This window comes from Sphingomonas sp. ERG5, assembly GCF_000803065.1.
Taxonomy (GTDB): domain Bacteria; phylum Pseudomonadota; class Alphaproteobacteria; order Sphingomonadales; family Sphingomonadaceae; genus Sphingomonas.
This window is the reverse complement of record NZ_JSXI01000067.1, coordinates 89,935-104,283: the sequence shown is the minus strand read 5'-3', so window position 1 is coordinate 104,283 and position 14,349 is coordinate 89,935. Positions and strand designations below refer to the sequence as shown.

16 protein-coding genes and 1 riboswitch are annotated in these 14,349 nt (G+C 65.3%); of the genes, 2 read left to right on the top strand and 14 right to left on the bottom strand.

Annotation, left to right across the window (positions count from 1 at the left end; all coding sequences use genetic code 11):
- Window positions 1-3: 3 nt before the first annotated feature.
- Window positions 4-636 (top strand): DedA family protein, encoded by a 633-nt coding sequence (locus OO12_RS22005; RefSeq protein WP_034160893.1) that lies wholly within the window; start codon window positions 4-6, stop codon window positions 634-636.
- On the opposite strand, the gene OO12_RS22000 is transcribed toward OO12_RS22005, so the two are convergent.
- The 13 genes from OO12_RS22000 to OO12_RS21940 form a co-directional block, all read right to left on the bottom strand.
- Entirely contained in the window at window positions 633-1,328 is a 696-nt protein-coding gene (locus tag OO12_RS22000; RefSeq protein WP_034160892.1) for a DJ-1/PfpI family protein, read from the bottom strand. The two genes, OO12_RS22005 and OO12_RS22000, sit on opposite strands and share 4 nt — an antisense overlap.
- A 19-nt stretch (window positions 1,329-1,347) precedes the next feature.
- Window positions 1,348-1,426, bottom strand: a riboswitch (ZMP/ZTP riboswitch).
- A complete protein-coding gene (locus tag OO12_RS21995) occupies window positions 1,413-2,882 on the bottom strand; it encodes a hypothetical protein (RefSeq protein ID WP_052216164.1) in 1,470 nt (489 codons plus the stop codon). (Overlaps the previous riboswitch by 14 nt.)
- 172 nt (window positions 2,883-3,054) lie before the next feature.
- Entirely contained in the window at window positions 3,055-3,471 is a 417-nt protein-coding gene (locus tag OO12_RS21990; protein ID WP_034160891.1) for a hypothetical protein, read from the bottom strand.
- A gap of 73 nt (window positions 3,472-3,544) precedes the next feature.
- Window positions 3,545-4,081 carry a demethoxyubiquinone hydroxylase family protein gene (locus tag OO12_RS21985; protein ID WP_034160890.1) on the bottom strand — a complete coding sequence of 179 codons (537 nt, stop codon included), beginning with the start codon at window positions 4,079-4,081 and terminating at the stop codon, window positions 3,545-3,547.
- The gene (locus tag OO12_RS21980; RefSeq protein WP_034160889.1) at window positions 4,078-4,566 is read right to left on the bottom strand and encodes a disulfide bond formation protein B; all 489 of its coding nucleotides are present in this window, start codon (window positions 4,564-4,566) and stop codon (window positions 4,078-4,080) included. The genes OO12_RS21985 and OO12_RS21980 overlap by 4 nt, the downstream gene beginning before the upstream one ends.
- A complete protein-coding gene (locus tag OO12_RS21975; RefSeq protein ID WP_034160888.1) occupies window positions 4,566-5,888 on the bottom strand; it encodes a S41 family peptidase in 1,323 nt (440 codons plus the stop codon). Before OO12_RS21975 ends, OO12_RS21980 begins: the two co-directional genes overlap by 1 nt.
- Window positions 5,889-6,399: 511 nt before the next feature.
- Window positions 6,400-7,587 (bottom strand): murein hydrolase activator EnvC family protein, encoded by a 1,188-nt coding sequence (locus OO12_RS21970; RefSeq protein ID WP_034160887.1) that lies wholly within the window; start codon window positions 7,585-7,587, stop codon window positions 6,400-6,402.
- 5 nt (window positions 7,588-7,592) lie between these two features.
- Complete coding sequence (locus tag OO12_RS21965) at window positions 7,593-8,015, bottom strand: 23S rRNA (pseudouridine(1915)-N(3))-methyltransferase RlmH (RefSeq protein WP_034160886.1); 423 nt, start codon at window positions 8,013-8,015, stop codon at window positions 7,593-7,595.
- A gap of 49 nt (window positions 8,016-8,064) precedes the next feature.
- On the bottom strand, window positions 8,065-8,478 hold the full coding sequence (rsfS, locus tag OO12_RS21960; protein WP_034160885.1) for a ribosome silencing factor: 414 nt from the start codon (window positions 8,476-8,478) through the stop codon (window positions 8,065-8,067).
- Window positions 8,479-8,486: 8 nt separating this feature from the next.
- The gene (locus tag OO12_RS21955) at window positions 8,487-9,104 is read right to left on the bottom strand and encodes a nicotinate-nucleotide adenylyltransferase (protein ID WP_034160884.1); all 618 of its coding nucleotides are present in this window, start codon (window positions 9,102-9,104) and stop codon (window positions 8,487-8,489) included.
- Entirely contained in the window at window positions 9,101-9,397 is a 297-nt protein-coding gene (locus OO12_RS21950) for a type II toxin-antitoxin system RelE/ParE family toxin (RefSeq protein WP_034160883.1), read from the bottom strand. Before OO12_RS21950 ends, OO12_RS21955 begins: the two co-directional genes overlap by 4 nt.
- Complete coding sequence (locus OO12_RS21945; protein ID WP_052216163.1) at window positions 9,385-9,648, bottom strand: CopG family ribbon-helix-helix protein; 264 nt, start codon at window positions 9,646-9,648, stop codon at window positions 9,385-9,387. The genes OO12_RS21950 and OO12_RS21945 overlap by 13 nt, the downstream gene beginning before the upstream one ends.
- 30 nt (window positions 9,649-9,678) lie before the next feature.
- Window positions 9,679-10,950 carry a glutamate-5-semialdehyde dehydrogenase gene (locus tag OO12_RS21940; RefSeq protein ID WP_034160882.1) on the bottom strand — a complete coding sequence of 424 codons (1,272 nt, stop codon included), beginning with the start codon at window positions 10,948-10,950 and terminating at the stop codon, window positions 9,679-9,681.
- Between the two features lie 58 nt (window positions 10,951-11,008).
- Here OO12_RS21940 and OO12_RS21935 point away from each other — a divergent pair, with 58 nt between their 5' ends.
- On the top strand, window positions 11,009-12,106 hold the full coding sequence (locus tag OO12_RS21935) for a DUF3667 domain-containing protein (protein WP_235364961.1): 1,098 nt from the start codon (window positions 11,009-11,011) through the stop codon (window positions 12,104-12,106).
- A gap of 235 nt (window positions 12,107-12,341) precedes the next feature.
- Here OO12_RS21935 and ftsH read toward each other — a convergent pair whose 3' ends face one another.
- On the bottom strand, window positions 12,342-14,300 hold the full coding sequence (ftsH, locus tag OO12_RS21930; protein WP_034160881.1) for an ATP-dependent zinc metalloprotease FtsH: 1,959 nt from the start codon (window positions 14,298-14,300) through the stop codon (window positions 12,342-12,344).
- Window positions 14,301-14,349: the final 49 nt, after the last annotated feature.

The window sequence follows — 14,349 nt, the reverse complement described above, 5'->3', positions numbered from 1 at the left end:
CCCATGATCGAGCACATCCTGGGCATCCTCGCCACATTCACCATCTGGGTCATCTCCAGCGGCGGCTATCTCGGCATCGCGCTGTTGATGGCGATCGAATCGGCCTGCATCCCCTTGCCGTCCGAGATCATCATGCCGTTCGCCGGCTATCTCGTCTCGACCGGGCATTTCAACCTGTACCTGGCGGCGACCGCGGGGGCGATCGGCTGCAATATCGGATCGATCCCGGCCTATGAGCTGGGCAAGCGCGGCGGGCGTCCGGCGATCGAGCGCTGGGGCCGCTATGTCCTGATCGGCCCGGGTGAGCTTGATGCCGCGGATCGCTTCTTCGCGCGCTTCGGCAATTCGGCGGTGCTGATCGGCCGGCTGCTGCCGGTGATCCGCTCGTTCATCGCCTTCCCGGCCGGCGTGGCGAAGATGAAGCTGCTGCCGTTCCATGTGTACACCTTTGTCGGCTCCTGGCCGTGGTGCTTCGGGCTGGCCTGGCTCGGCATGGTGCTGGGCGAAAAATGGAACAGCGACCCACGCCTCAAGGCTGCGTTCCATAGCGCCGATGCGTTGATCGCCGTGGTGCTGGTGGGCGGCGCGGGCTTCTACATCTGGCACCGCATACGCGGCATGAAGCGCAAGCCTTAATCGGGCATGCGTGCGGCAAGTGCCCGGGTACGCGCGTCGCGGCCCGGCGCGCTCCGCGCCGCCAGCGCCTGATAGCGTGCGAGCGTCGCCGCATCGGCACGCTCGGGCGATCCCGCATCGAACGGCGGCGCGGGATCATATTCGAGGCTGAGCTGGACCAGCCGGGCATGATCCTCACCCCGAAGCGCGGCAGTGAGCGCCAGGCCGAAATCGATCCCCGCCGTCACCCCGCCTCCGGTCACGCGATTGCGGTCGAACACCACGCGCTCACGCACCGGGATCGCACCGAACGCGGCAAGGTGGTGATGCTGCGCCCAATGCGTGGTTGCGCGATAACCGCGCAACAGGCCCGCCGCGCCCAGCAGCAGGGATCCGGTGCACACGCTGGTCACCCAGGTCGCGCCGGCAGCGGCCGAGCGCACCCAGGCCATCGTCGCCGCATCCTCGCTCGCATCGGTCACGCCGAAGCCGCCCGGGATACAAAGAATGTCGGGCTGGACCGCGTCGTCGAACCTGACGGTCGGCAGTAGCGCAAACCCCGCATCGGTCGGCACCGGATCAAGCGTCGCGGCAACCAGGTCGATCGTCACATTGCCCAGCCGCGACAACACCTGTGCCGGACCGGTCAGATCGAGCTGCGTGACATTGGGGAAAAGCAGGAAAGCGACACGGATCGGGGAAAGCTCAGCCATGGGTCACTCCGTCACGAATGAAGTCTGCCCAGGCGAGCGGCATGGATCCGTCGCGCTTCCCCGTGGTGCTCCACGCTTCGCCAGTCACGCGACCGGCGCGAGACTATTCTGCTCATCCCTGTCGGACAAGCCCGCTGCGCGAAACAGGAACCACAGGATCGGCAGCGCGAGCGTGAGATAGAGCGCGAGACCAAAGCCGGTTCCCCACCGCCACCACTCGCTCGGCACAGTGCGGATCTGGCCGGCCAGGAAGCGCGTTATCACCGGATCGTAGAGCGGAAAGGGATAGCCGTGCGGCGCGGTGACCTCGGCGGCGGCGATGGCGAGATTGATCGCCATGCTCAGCCCCAGCAAACCGGCGATCAGACGCCGGGCCGTGCCGCCCCATGCCCGCCACAGCGGCGCAAGGCCAAGGGCGAGAAACCCCATCGCCGGAATCGAGTGGCGCGGCCCGGTCGAATAGCCGCCGTCCCAATAATAATAGGATGCGTTGTAAAGCAGCACGATGACGGTGACCGCCAGCGCAAGCCAGCCGAGATCGCGCGTCGCCGGCGCGCGGATCAGCCGGGCGAGACCGAACGGCGCGAGCAGCAGGACGGGCGCAACGAACACCAGCCCGCGATCGGGGCCGGCGAGCAGCTGCACCAGCACATCGAAATGCGGATAGGTCAGGCCGAACAGCCCCTGCTGCATCCCATCGAAGCCAACCACGCCCTGATAGCCGACCTTGAACGGCGTCGCGAAGGCGATCTCGTTATAGACCAGCATCGGCGTCAGCGCCGCCAGGCCGGCAAGCGCGGTCAGCGCAGCGAGCCGGAAGCGCAGCGGCCATGACAGGGAGCGCGTCCGCCAGATCGCCCAGAGGCCGACCGCGACGCCGGGCAGCACAGTCTGCAACTCGATCACGATCGCCCAGCCAAGCGCCGCGCCGAACATCAACGGGTAACGCCACCGGCCAAGCTCGCGCACGCCCGAGGTGCCGCGCCACACCGCCCAGGTCGCGATCAACAGCAACGCGCCGACCGGTGCATGACCGAAAATCGTCGTCGACCAGCCCCAGGCCGGCGTTGCCGTCGCATAGCCGAGCGCGGCGACCAGCCCGGCCTTCACGCTGCCAGTGACACCCGTCGCGAGGTCGAACAACAAGACGGCAGCAAAAGCGATCAGCACCGCGACCGTCGTCGCGACCGTCAGGCGCATGCGCAGTTTCAGGTAATTTTCGAACCGCGAACTTGCGAGATCGATCGGGTTCCGTCGCGCGCTATCCCCGGTCAGCCGATCGGCAATCCATACCGACGGCACCGCCATCAGCGTCATTCCCGGCGACTTGTCGGTATAATAATGGTCGCCGATCTTCGCCTTGTCGATCGTCAGGGCCTGGAACTCGTCAATCGTCGCATCGCCCTGTTCGACCAGCGAGATCGCCGCGAACAAGCGCGTGGAGTTGTTGGGATTGAACTCCTGCGACCCGAACCAGCTGCACGACAGCCAGACAAGCAGGAACAGCCCGATCGCGATCGCATGGGGGGCCCGGACGGGCGCGGCGCCGGTCATCAGGTCAGCCGAAGACCAGCACGCAGTCAATCATGTCCGATCCGAGCGATGGCGCTCGTGACGACGATCGGGCCCGCGCGTAGACTGCCATCATTTCCCCCAGCCATCAGGCGATCGCCGCGATCATCCCCGGTCGATCTCTAGCGGGGCAAAACCATCCCGCAACTCCCGATCAGGGCAGCGATGCCTGCACCTTCTCGTCCGCCGCCTTCTTGTCCTTGTTGATGCGTCGCGCCTGATTGGCCTGCTGCACGAAACAGCCGCTGCCGCCGCCCGGGCCGACATTGGTGCAGCTGCCGATGCCGCTTGCGCCGGCCTGGTCATTGGCCTGGGCGCGCACCGCCCAGCTCTGATTCTCGGGCGTGACTTCGAGTTCGCGCAACTCCTTGGGAATGCGGAACTGTTCCTGCGCGCTGCGCCGTTCGCACACCACGATCTCGTTGCCGTTCGGATCGGTCGGGCATTTCTGCGTGCCATAGATCACCAGGACGCCATTTTGCGGTGCGTTCTGCGCAAAGGCCGGCACCGCGGCGGCACCGCCGCCGGCGATGATCGTTGCGGCCAATGCCGCGCGGAGTGCGAATGTCATCAGTCTTGCTCCCGTCCGACGGGTGAACGCATCAGCGTCCCTTCCGTCTCCCAAATCACATCAATTCCGTTCGTCATATCCGCTTCGCCGTGGCGATCGCAACGCGACAGCCAAGGCGGATCACCGCACTCAGCAGCGGATAGGCGATCGCGGTCTCCGCCCCCGCGGCAAGCGCGGCTTCCTTGTGCTCGACCTCTTCGGCCTGAAAATCGGCCACCGCCGCCGACAAGACCGGATCGCTGTCACCCAGCTCGATCAGCTGGTCGGCATAATGCTTGTCGATCTCGGTCTCGACCGCCACGGTGCACGCCATTGCCGCCGCCGGCCCGATCGCCGCGGTCACGGCGCCGAGCGCGAAGCCGGCGACATTCCAGAACGGTTGCAACAAGGTCGGACGCACGCCGCGCTCCGCGATCATCCTGTCAAAAAAGGCGCGGTGTCGCTCCTCCTGATTGGCCATGCCGGCAATCGCGCGTGCGGCGGGCGAACGGTCGCCCATCACCGCCAGCTGCCCGGCATAGATACGCGTCGCGCCATATTCGCCCGCCTGATCCACCCGGATCATCGAGTCGGTCGCCCGCTTCGCGTCGCCGGGTTTCCAGCCGCTCATCTGCGTCGATCTTGGACCATCAGCCACAAGATGGTGACGGCACCACCAAGTGAAAAGATCGCATTGAAGCCGGCGAGCGAGATTCCGAACAGGCTCCACTGCGCCACGTCGCAGCGAATGATCGGCGCGCCCATGATCCGGGCAAGCATGTCCTGCGCCGAGCCGCCGGATCCGGTGATGTTCGAGGCGCACGCGGTGATCCCGTTCCACCAATGATATTCGACCCCGGCATGGAACACGCCGATCGCGCCGCTCGCGGCGATGGCCAGCGCGGCGAGCGCCACCAGCAAGCGGCGGGCCGGGGGTGGCACGAAGAAGCCGAAGCCGGCCAGCCCGATCGCGGTATAATGCGGCCAGCGCTGCCAATGGCACATCTCGCATGGAAACAAGCCGCCCCAATATTGCGAGAGCAGCGCGCCCGCCATGAGCGCGGCCGGCAGGAAAAAGGCGATTTCATGCGCGAGCTGGAAGCGGGTCCGGGCCATTACTTTGCCGATGCCGCCATTTTCGACGCGGCGCCAAGCCGGCCGAGCGTCTTCAGCGCATAATCGAGCTGGAAGTCCGTAACGCCCTTGGCCTTCAGCTGGTCGGGCGTCGAACTATAGCGCGGATCGTCCTTGGTATCCTCTTCGAGCACGGCATTGTCGGCCTTGACCTCGTTGATCAAATGGCGGCGCAGATCGGCCTCCCGGAAGACCGGCCGCGTCTTGAAATCGGGGTCGGAAATCTGCGGCACCTTGATATCGGGCTCGATCCCGCCCTCCTGCACCGAGCGCCCCGACGGCGTGTAGTAACGCGAGGTGGTCAGGCGCAGCGCCGAATTATTGCCGAGATCAAGCACGGTCTGCACCGACCCCTTGCCGAACGAACGAACGCCCATGATCAGGGCACGGTGATGATCCTGCAGCGCGCCGGCGACGATCTCCGATGCCGAAGCCGATCCCGAATTGATCAGCACGATCACCGGCAGGCCGCGCGAGGGATCGCCGCTCTTGGCATAGAAGCGCTCGATATCGCCCTTTTCACGGCCGCGTTCGGAGACGATCTCGCCATAGTTGAGGAAATTGTCGGCGACGTTGATCGCTTCGTCGCGCAGGCCCCCGCCATTGTCGCGCAGATCGACGATATAGCCGAGCGGCGGATGGCCGAGCGATTTCTCGATCCCCACCATCCCCGCCTTCACCGCGGCGCCGGTATTTTCGGAGAAAGTGTTGATGTTGAGGATGCCGATGCCGTTCTTGACTTCCCACTTCACCGGTTTCTGCACGATCTTTTCGCGCACCAGCGTCACTTCGATCGGCTTGTCGCGACCGGGACGGATCAGGGTCAGCGCAATCTTGCTGCCGGGTGCGCCGCGCATCTGGGTGATCGCCTCGTCGAGGGTCTGGCCGTAGATCAGCTTGCCGTCGATATGCGTGATGTAATCGCCCGACTTGATCCCGGCGCGATATCCCGGCGTATCCTCCTGCGGCGCGATGACCTTGACCGCGCCATCCTCCGACGTGACGGTCAGGCCGAGCCCGCCATAGCTGCCCATCGTCTGGATGCGCAGATTGTCGTAATCGAGCCCGGTCTCATACGCGCTGTGCGGGTCGAGCGCGGCCAGCATGCCGTCGATCGCGCCCTTGATCAGCGTCTTGTCGTCGACCTTGTCGACATAGGCGCCCTTCACCCGGTTGAAGACGTCCATGAACTGGTCGATCTCACGATAGGCATCGGTATCGACCTGCGCCATCGCGGCGGTCGTGGCGGGAACCACCGCCAGGACGATGGCGATCGCGGTTGCCTGAATGAAGGGACGAGCCATGAAATTTCCAAATCGGGAGAGCAGTTGCCGCAACTCTAGCGGTTAATTCGGCGCGATCAAAGCGCAGTAAGGATGAACCTGCGGTGAGCCCGCCCCGGCAATCCGTAAAAGAAGGGATGGTCGCATCGGCACGGGCAGGATTGAATCGGCGAGATCAATCGTTCCGACGCCACAGCACATTGGCGCAGGGCTGCCAGCACCCCAAATTCCCGCAGTTGCGGGAGTTGTTGCGGGAGTTTCCGGGGGAAAATGCTTTTTGAGCGTTCTGCGGGAGTCTGCGGGAAAAGCTGCGGGAGTTTTGATGGATCCGCACGGGAGTTTTTCCGCTGTGCTGCGGGAGTGAAGGGAAATGGCTGGAGTGGGGTCATGGTCGGCTCGGTTTCCGGTCTGCTGATTCAAATCGCCCGGCAAATGGGCTTTTACCGATGCGCGACATCCGCACCGGAGAACCGGCATGACGACCCCAGCGAGCGATTTGAATCACCGGCATGCCGCCGAATCCAGATCCTGCTCACCCGATCAACGGCGTCATGTCGACCGCACGCCCCTTGCGGCGCAGTTCGACCGTCACGCGCGGATCGTCGCCACGGGTGGCACGTCCGATCGGCGACCCCTGGCTGACGCTTTCGCCGACCCGCACCGACGCTGCGCCCAGCCCGGAAACCAGCGAGGTCCAGCCAGCGCCATGATCGAGGATGACGATCGTGCCATAACCACGAAAGGCACCGGCATAAGCGACCCGCCCCGCCGCGGGCGCCACCACGGTCGCTTCGGCCGCGGCGGCGATGGTCAGCCCGCGCGAGCGCACGCCGGCATCCGACAATTCACCCAGGCCAGTGACCATCTTGCCCACCACCGGCAAACGATAGGGTGGCGACGCGTGCGACCAGGACACGGTATCGACCGGCGAAGCGACTTCTCCTGGCCGCGGCGGGCGCGGCAGCGGGCCGGGAAGCGATTCGAGGCTCTCGCGCACCGCAGCCTGATTGCCGAGCTGGCCCATCAAATCGACGATATCGCGGGCACGCTCGCCGAGCGCGATGGCGCGATCCGATTCGAACAGGGCGTCGCGCCCGAACGAGCGCGACCGCAAGCGATGTTCGGCCTCGAGCCGGGTGAGCGCGAGACGCTGTTCCTCGAGCCGGGACCGGCTGTCGGCGAGAGCCCGGGTGGCGAGGGCGGCGCTGGCCTGGAGCTGGCGGGAGCGCGCGAGATCGGCCCGGACATCGGCGGTGCGGGCATGGATCACCGGCAAGGTGCTCGACAATACCGCGCGGACATGGACGATATCGCCGACCGACCCCGGCTGGACGATGCTGATCAACGCGGGACGGCGGGCCAGCGATTGCAGCGCCGCGACCAGCCGGACGACCGGCCCCTGGCGTTGCGCCAGCCGCACCCGCTGATCGGCAAGCTGGCGGCGAATGATTTCGATCCGCGCCTGCCCCGCCGCGATGTCGGCCTCGGCCTGCTGGATGCGCGCCGCGACGGCGGCTTCCTGCGCGCGTGCCTGGCGCGCCTGATCCTGTTCATGCGCGGCCTGCGCCTCAAGCCGGGCGGAGCGCTGCGCCGCCGCCTCGGACTGCGCCTTGGCCTCGGCCAGGCGGTGGCGCTGGTCCTGCGCGGGCAGTGATTGGGCGACCAGGCCGAATGCGCCCGCGCCCGCAATCAATCCCCATAGCTTCGTGCCCCCCCGCATGCCGCCTATCCTTCGCGGTGATAGGGATGGTTGGCAAGGATGCTGGTCGCCCGCCATAATTGTTCGGCGAGCATCGCGCGGGCGAGCATATGCGGCCAGGTCGCGCGGCCGAATGAGAACAGCAGATCGGCCTTTGCGCGATCGGCGTCGTCGAAACCATCCGCCGCGCCGATCATGAAGCGCGTTTCACGCACGCCATCGTCGCGCCAGCGTCCGAGCTTCTCGGCGAAAACGCGTGAGGGCAACACCTCGCCGGTCTCGTCAAGCATGACGATGCGGGTTTGCGATTCGACCACCGGCAATTTGCCACCGGTATCGGGTAGCTCGGTGACCTTGGTCGGCCAGGACAATCGCTTCAGATAGCGCGCGACCAGTTCCGCCTCGGGGCTTTTCCCGATGCGACCCCGTGCGACGATATGGAGCAGCAAGGCCTAGAGTCCGTTTGGAAATGCGCTTTCAGCGCATTTCCAAAAGCTCTTAATCGTCGGAATCGGCGTCGAGCGCCGGCGCAGTCGGCACCGGCGGTGCGTCGCCGAACGCCCACATCCGCTCAAGATTGTAGAAGCTGCGCACTTCGGGGCGGAACAGATGGACGATCACATCGCCGGCATCGATCAGCACCCAGTCTGCGGTCGGCAGCCCTTCGATCCGCGTCGTGCGGCCGAGTTCGCCCTTGATCTTCTCGGCGAGCTTCGACGCCATCGAGGCGACCTGACGCGTCGACCGGCCGCTCGCGATCACCATATGATCGGCGATCGACGATTTGCCGGCGAGCGGGATGGAGATCGTGTCGACCGCCTGATCGTCGTCGAGCGAAGCCAGGACCAGCTTGTGCAGCGCCTCGACCTCTTCCGGGTCGGTCGCGCGAATGACGGGTGAAGTTGAAGCCAAAACGATTCCTATGATGAGCGTGTTGATCCGGATTGCGGCAAGAAACGCCGTTGCCAGGCGGGATCGGTCTTGCGCAGGCCGGTCGCCGAGGTGGGGTCAGGGCGGAATCGCAACAGCACGAGTGCCGGCATTCTCCACGTCGTCCAGCTCTTTGCCTGGTATGCGGGCCGGATGAAGCGCCGCAACCAACCCATCGCGGGAGCCGCGCGGGCAGCATGCTCATACCCCGGACGGGCAATGACCGCAATCGGAACCTCACGCGCAATGCCGCGCCAGTCGCGCCACTGATCGAATTGCGCGAGATTGTCCCCGCCCATCAGCCAGATGAAGCGCTTTTTGGGGTAAAGCCGGACCAGTTTGTAGAGCGTATCGGCAGTATAGCGGGTGCCGAGCCGCAGCTCGATATCGGTCGGCCGGATCGGCGCATGCCGCGCCATCGCCCGCGCCGAAGCCAGGCGGACAGCGAATGGCGCCATGTCGCGCGCCGCATCCTTCAGCGGATTGCCCGGCGAGACGAGCCACCACACTTCGTCGAGCCCGAGCGCGTCGAGCGCGGCGAGGCTGATCGCGCGATGCCCGCGATGCGCCGGATTGAAGGAACCGCCGAGCAGGCCGATGCGGGTCATAGTTCGCCCTCGATTTCGCCCAGCCAATCCTCCCTGGCGTGCCTGATGCGAACAATCTCGATTTCCGTGTCGATGATGCGATAGATCAGCAGATAAGGCGTCGTCCGCACGCCGAGCACATGAAACCGTTCCTCGATCGCGCGACCGATACGGGGATAATCCCGCAGCCGTTCGGCGGTCGCACGGATGGCCCGCAAGATCCGGCCAGCAGCGGCGCCATCAAGTGGCGCGAGATAGCGGTCAATGCCTTTCAGGTCATCCAGCGATGACGGCGACCAGATCAGTCGCGGCATCGCGCCTCATGTTTCGCGATCATCGCATCGAGTTCACTCATCACGACATCGTGTGGAATGCCTTCACCGCGATCAAGCTCGTCTATTCCTTGCTGCACGAAATCCAGGAACGCCTGTTCGCGCCGGGCAGCCTCACCCACGACGCGGGCAATGAACCATGAACGGCTTTGCCCACGCGCTTCGACGATGCGATCGACCAGTTCGACGGTCTCGGCATCAAGGCGGGTGGTGACGACTGAAGTCTTGCCCATGTATTCAATGTATACATTCGATACAGCAGATCAACCCCGCACCTGTCCCGTGCCCCGCACGACCCATTTATAGGTGGTCAGCCCTTCGAGGGCGACGGGGCCGCGCGCGTGCAGGCGGCCGGTGGCGATGCCGATTTCCGCGCCCAGGCCGAATTCGCCGCCATCGGCGAACTGCGTCGAGGCATTCCACAGCACGATCGCCGAATCGACACCGGCGATGAAACGGTCGGCCACGGCTTCGTCCGCCGTGACGATCGCATCGGTATGATGCGACCCATGCGCGGCGATATGCGCCATCGCGCCATCAAGGCCATCGACGATCGCGACCGACGCGATCGCGTCGAGATATTCAGTGTCCCAATCGGCCGCATCGGCGACGGCGACCGACGCATCGAGCGCGCGGATCGCCGAATCGCCGCGCACTTCGCATCCCGCCGCCGCAAGCGCCGTCGTCAGGCCAATGGCATCGGGATAGTCGCGGTCGATCAGCAGCGTCTCCATCGCGCCGCAAATGCCGGTGCGGCGCATCTTGGCATCGACCACGATACGCGCCGCCATTGTCGGGTCGGCGGCGGCATGGACGAAGACATGGTTGATGCCGTCGAGATGCGCGAGCACCGGCACGCGCGCTTCGGCCTGGACGCGTGCGACCAGGCTCTTGCCGCCACGCGGCACGACCAGGTCGATCACCCCTTCGGCCGTGAGCATCGCCCCAACCGCGGCACGGTCGGTGGTCGGCACGAGTTGCGCGATGTCGGCGGGCAAGCCGGCTTCGTCCAGGCCGGCCACGAACGCGGCATGGATCGCCCGATTGCTGTGCGCGGCTTCCGATCCGCCGCGCAGGATGACGGCATTACCCGCCTTGACGCAGAGCGCCGCCGCATCGGCGGTGACGTTGGGCCGGCTTTCATAGATGATGCCAATGACGCCGATCGGCACGCGCACGCGGCGCAGCACCAGGCCATTGGGCCGCCGGCTTTCATCGATCAGCGCACCGACCGGATCGCGCAACGCAGCGATCGCCGCCACGCCGTCGGCCATCGCTTCGATTCTGGCTTCGTCGAGCATCAGCCGGTCGAGCATGGCGTCCGACAGGCCAATCTCGCGGCCATGCGCCATGTCGCGCGCATTTGCGGCGAGAATCTCCGCCGTCGCGACGCGCAACCGGTCCGCCGCCGCGTCGAGTGCACGCGCCTTGGTCGCGCTTGGCAAAGCCGCGACCGTGCGCGCGGCGCTACGGGCGCGAACGCCCATATCGGCGATCAGCGAGACGGGATCGAACTCAAGCGCGGTGCTAGCCATGATCCTGTCGCTATCACGACCACCGCGCAGGGCCAAACCCCTATCGCCTTTCTCCGGCATGATGCTATTCGAAGCGGCGATGACGGGGGAAATCGAAGCAGTCGGCGACATCGCCACGGGTGCCCTGATCGGGCACGCCATCGCACCGGGAAGCACCGGAACGCATGACGGCGCGGGCCATGGCCCGTGCCTCAATTGCGGGACCGCGCTGATCGGCGATCATTGCCATCATTGCGGGCAGAACGCGCATGTGCACCGCAATCTTCACTCGCTGTTCCACGACCTGCTGCACGGCGTGTTCCATTTCGAGGGCAAGATCTGGCGCACCCTGCCGATGCTGTTCATGCGGCCCGGAGCGCTCACCCGCCGTTATATCGCGGGCGAGCGGATGCGCTTCGTCTCGCCGCTGGCGCTGTTCCTGTTCTCGGTGTTCCTGATGGTCGCGACCTTCGGGATGGTCGGCGGCCCGTTCGGCCATGGCACGACGGTGGCGCATAATGGCAAGAGCGGCATCGCCGAACTGTCCGCGGAAATCGACAAGGAGAAGAAGCGCGAGGCGCGGCTGGTCAAACAGCGGGACGCGGCGGTCGCGCGCGGCGGCGATACCGAGCGGATCGACGAACGCCTTGAGGATGTGCGCGGCGACATCAAGGGCCTGACCATGGCCCATGGCATCACCGAGGGTAAACTGCCCGAACCGGTGACGATCCAATTGGCCCAGACGGGCAATGGATGGCTCGACACGCGCGTCCAGAAGGTGGGCAAGGAACCGGGACTCTTCTTCTACAAGCTGCAATCGAACGCCTATAAGTTCAGCTGGGCGCTGATCCCGATCTCCTTGCCGTTCATCTGGCTGTTGTTCGCGTTCCGCCGCGATGTCGGGCCGTACGACCATGCGATCTTCGCGATCTATTCATTGTCGGCGATGACGCTGGGCGTGGTCGGCCTGAGCATCGGCAGCGCGCTGGGACTGCCGACGGCGATCATCGTCCTGGTGTTCCTGTTCGGCCCGCCATTCCACATGTATAAGCAGCTAAAGGGCGCCTATGGCCTGACCCGGTTCAGCGCATTGTGGCGGACATGTGCGCTGGTCGTCTCCGCTTATGTCGCGGCCCTCCTGTTCTTCATGGCGATCGCCAGCACGTCCGCGGTCTGACGCGCGGCGTCGAGCGGGGCCACCCCGCCCCGAGCCTTGCACCGACAGGCATGACGGGCCTGTCATGCGACGGATCCGAATCAGGATGTTGACGCCCCGGATCAGGTCCGGGGCCGGGCACGATCCGCGCCGCCCACCTGACCACGAAAAACCCCTTCCCGGCCCGAGCCGGAAAGGGGTCATTCGTCATCGCGATACGACAAGGTCGTATCCGGGTGGTATCAGCAGGATCGCCTCAGGCGCCGACCGGGCTCGGGGTGCCGAACGGTCCCTTGGGGCGCCGCGTCTTGGGGATCGACGTGCCGCCCACCGGCACCGAAGGCGCCTTGGGGCCGCTGTCGCGGTCGATCTGATTGCCAGCGACCAATGCCTTGATCTCCTCACCGGTCAGCGTCTCGAATTCGAGCAGCGCGCCGGCAATGGCGTGGAGCTGATCGACATGCTTGGTGATCAGCTCGGTCGCACGCTTGTGCCCGCCCTCGACCAGGCGGCGGATTTCGCCGTCGATCGCCAGCGCCGTCTCGTTCGACATATTGTGCCGCTGAGTCTGCGAATAGCCAAGGAAGGTCTCGCCCTGCTGCTCCTCATATTGGAGCGGGCCGATCGTTTCCGACATGCCCCATTGCGTGACCATCGCGCGGGCGAGCTTGGTCGCCTGCTTGATGTCGCTTGATGCGCCCGACGACACCTTGTCGTGCCCGAAAATCACTTCCTCGGCGACGCGGCCACCCATGACCGACGCCAGATCGGCGTACATCTTGTCGCGATGATAGGAGTAATTGTCGCGCTCGGGCATCGACACGACCATGCCCAGCGCACCACCGCGCGGGATGATCGTCGCCTTGTGGATCGGATCCGACGCCAGCTCATGCACGCGGACGAGCGCGTGGCCGGCCTCATGATAGGCGGTCATGCGCTTTTCATCCGGGGTCATGACGAGCGATTTCCACTCGGTGCCCATGATCACGCGGTCCTTGGCGATCTCGAACTGCGCCATCGCGACGAGGCGCTTGCCAAGCCGCGCGGCCATCAGCGCCGCTTCATTGACCAGATTGGCGAGATCGGCGCCGGACATGCCCGGCGTGCCGCGCGCGAGGGTGCGCGCATCGACGTCGGGCGCGAGCGGCACCTTCTTCATATGCACTTCGAGAATCTTCACCCGACCTTCGATATCGGGCAGCGGCACCGTCACGCGGCGGTCGAAGCGGCCCGGACGCAGCAAGGCGGGGTCAAGCACGTCGGGACGGTTGGTCGCCGCGACGATGATGATGCCCTCGCTCGCCTCGAAGCCGTCCATTTCGACCAGCAGCTGGTTGAGCGTCTGTTCGCGTTCGTCATTGCCATTGCCGAGGCCCGCGCCGCGATGACGGCCGACCGCGTCGATTTCGTCGATGAAGACGATGCATGGCGCCGATTTCTTGGCTTGTTCGAACATGTCGCGCACGCGGCTCGCGCCGACGCCGACGAACATTTCGACAAAGTCCGAACCGGAAATGGTGAAGAAGGGCACGCCCGCCTCACCCGCGATGGCGCGGGCGAGCAGCGTCTTGCCGGTGCCGGGCGAGCCGACCAGCAGCGCGCCCTTGGGAATCTTGCCGCCGAGGCGGGCGAATTTGGTCGGGTCCTTGAGGAACTCGACGATCTCCTGCAATTCCTCGCGCGCTTCGTCGATGCCGGCGACGTCGTCGAAGGTCACGCGGCCTTCCTTCTGCGTCAGCATCTTCGCACGCGATTTGCCGAAGCCCATCGCGCCCGAGCCGCTATTCTTCTGCATCTGGCGCAGCACGAAAAAGGCAATGCCCAGGAACAGCAGGAACGGCAGCGACTGGATCAGGATGACCTGCCAGATCGCCGGGCCTTCCTCAGGCTTGGCGGTGATGATGATGTTCTTGGCGCGCAGCTTTTCGGTCAGCTGCGGATCGGCCATCGCATAAGTGCGGAAGCGCGTGTCGTCGCGCAGCGTGCCGGAAATCACGTCGCCCGCGACATTGACTTCCTTCACCGTGCCTTCCTGGACCTTGTCGAGGAAGGTCGAATACGCGATCGCTCCGCCCACCGCCGGGGTGGTACGGCCGTCGATCAGCGTCACGAACAGCGCCAGCGCAACAAGGATGCCAACCCAGACGAGCAAGCTCTTCATCCAGGGGTTGGGACCGCCGCTGTCGGGGCCAGGCTGTTTTTCGTTATCGTTCATCGCTGCGCATACCTTTCGAGATCACAAGATAGGCGATGCGAGGTTAATG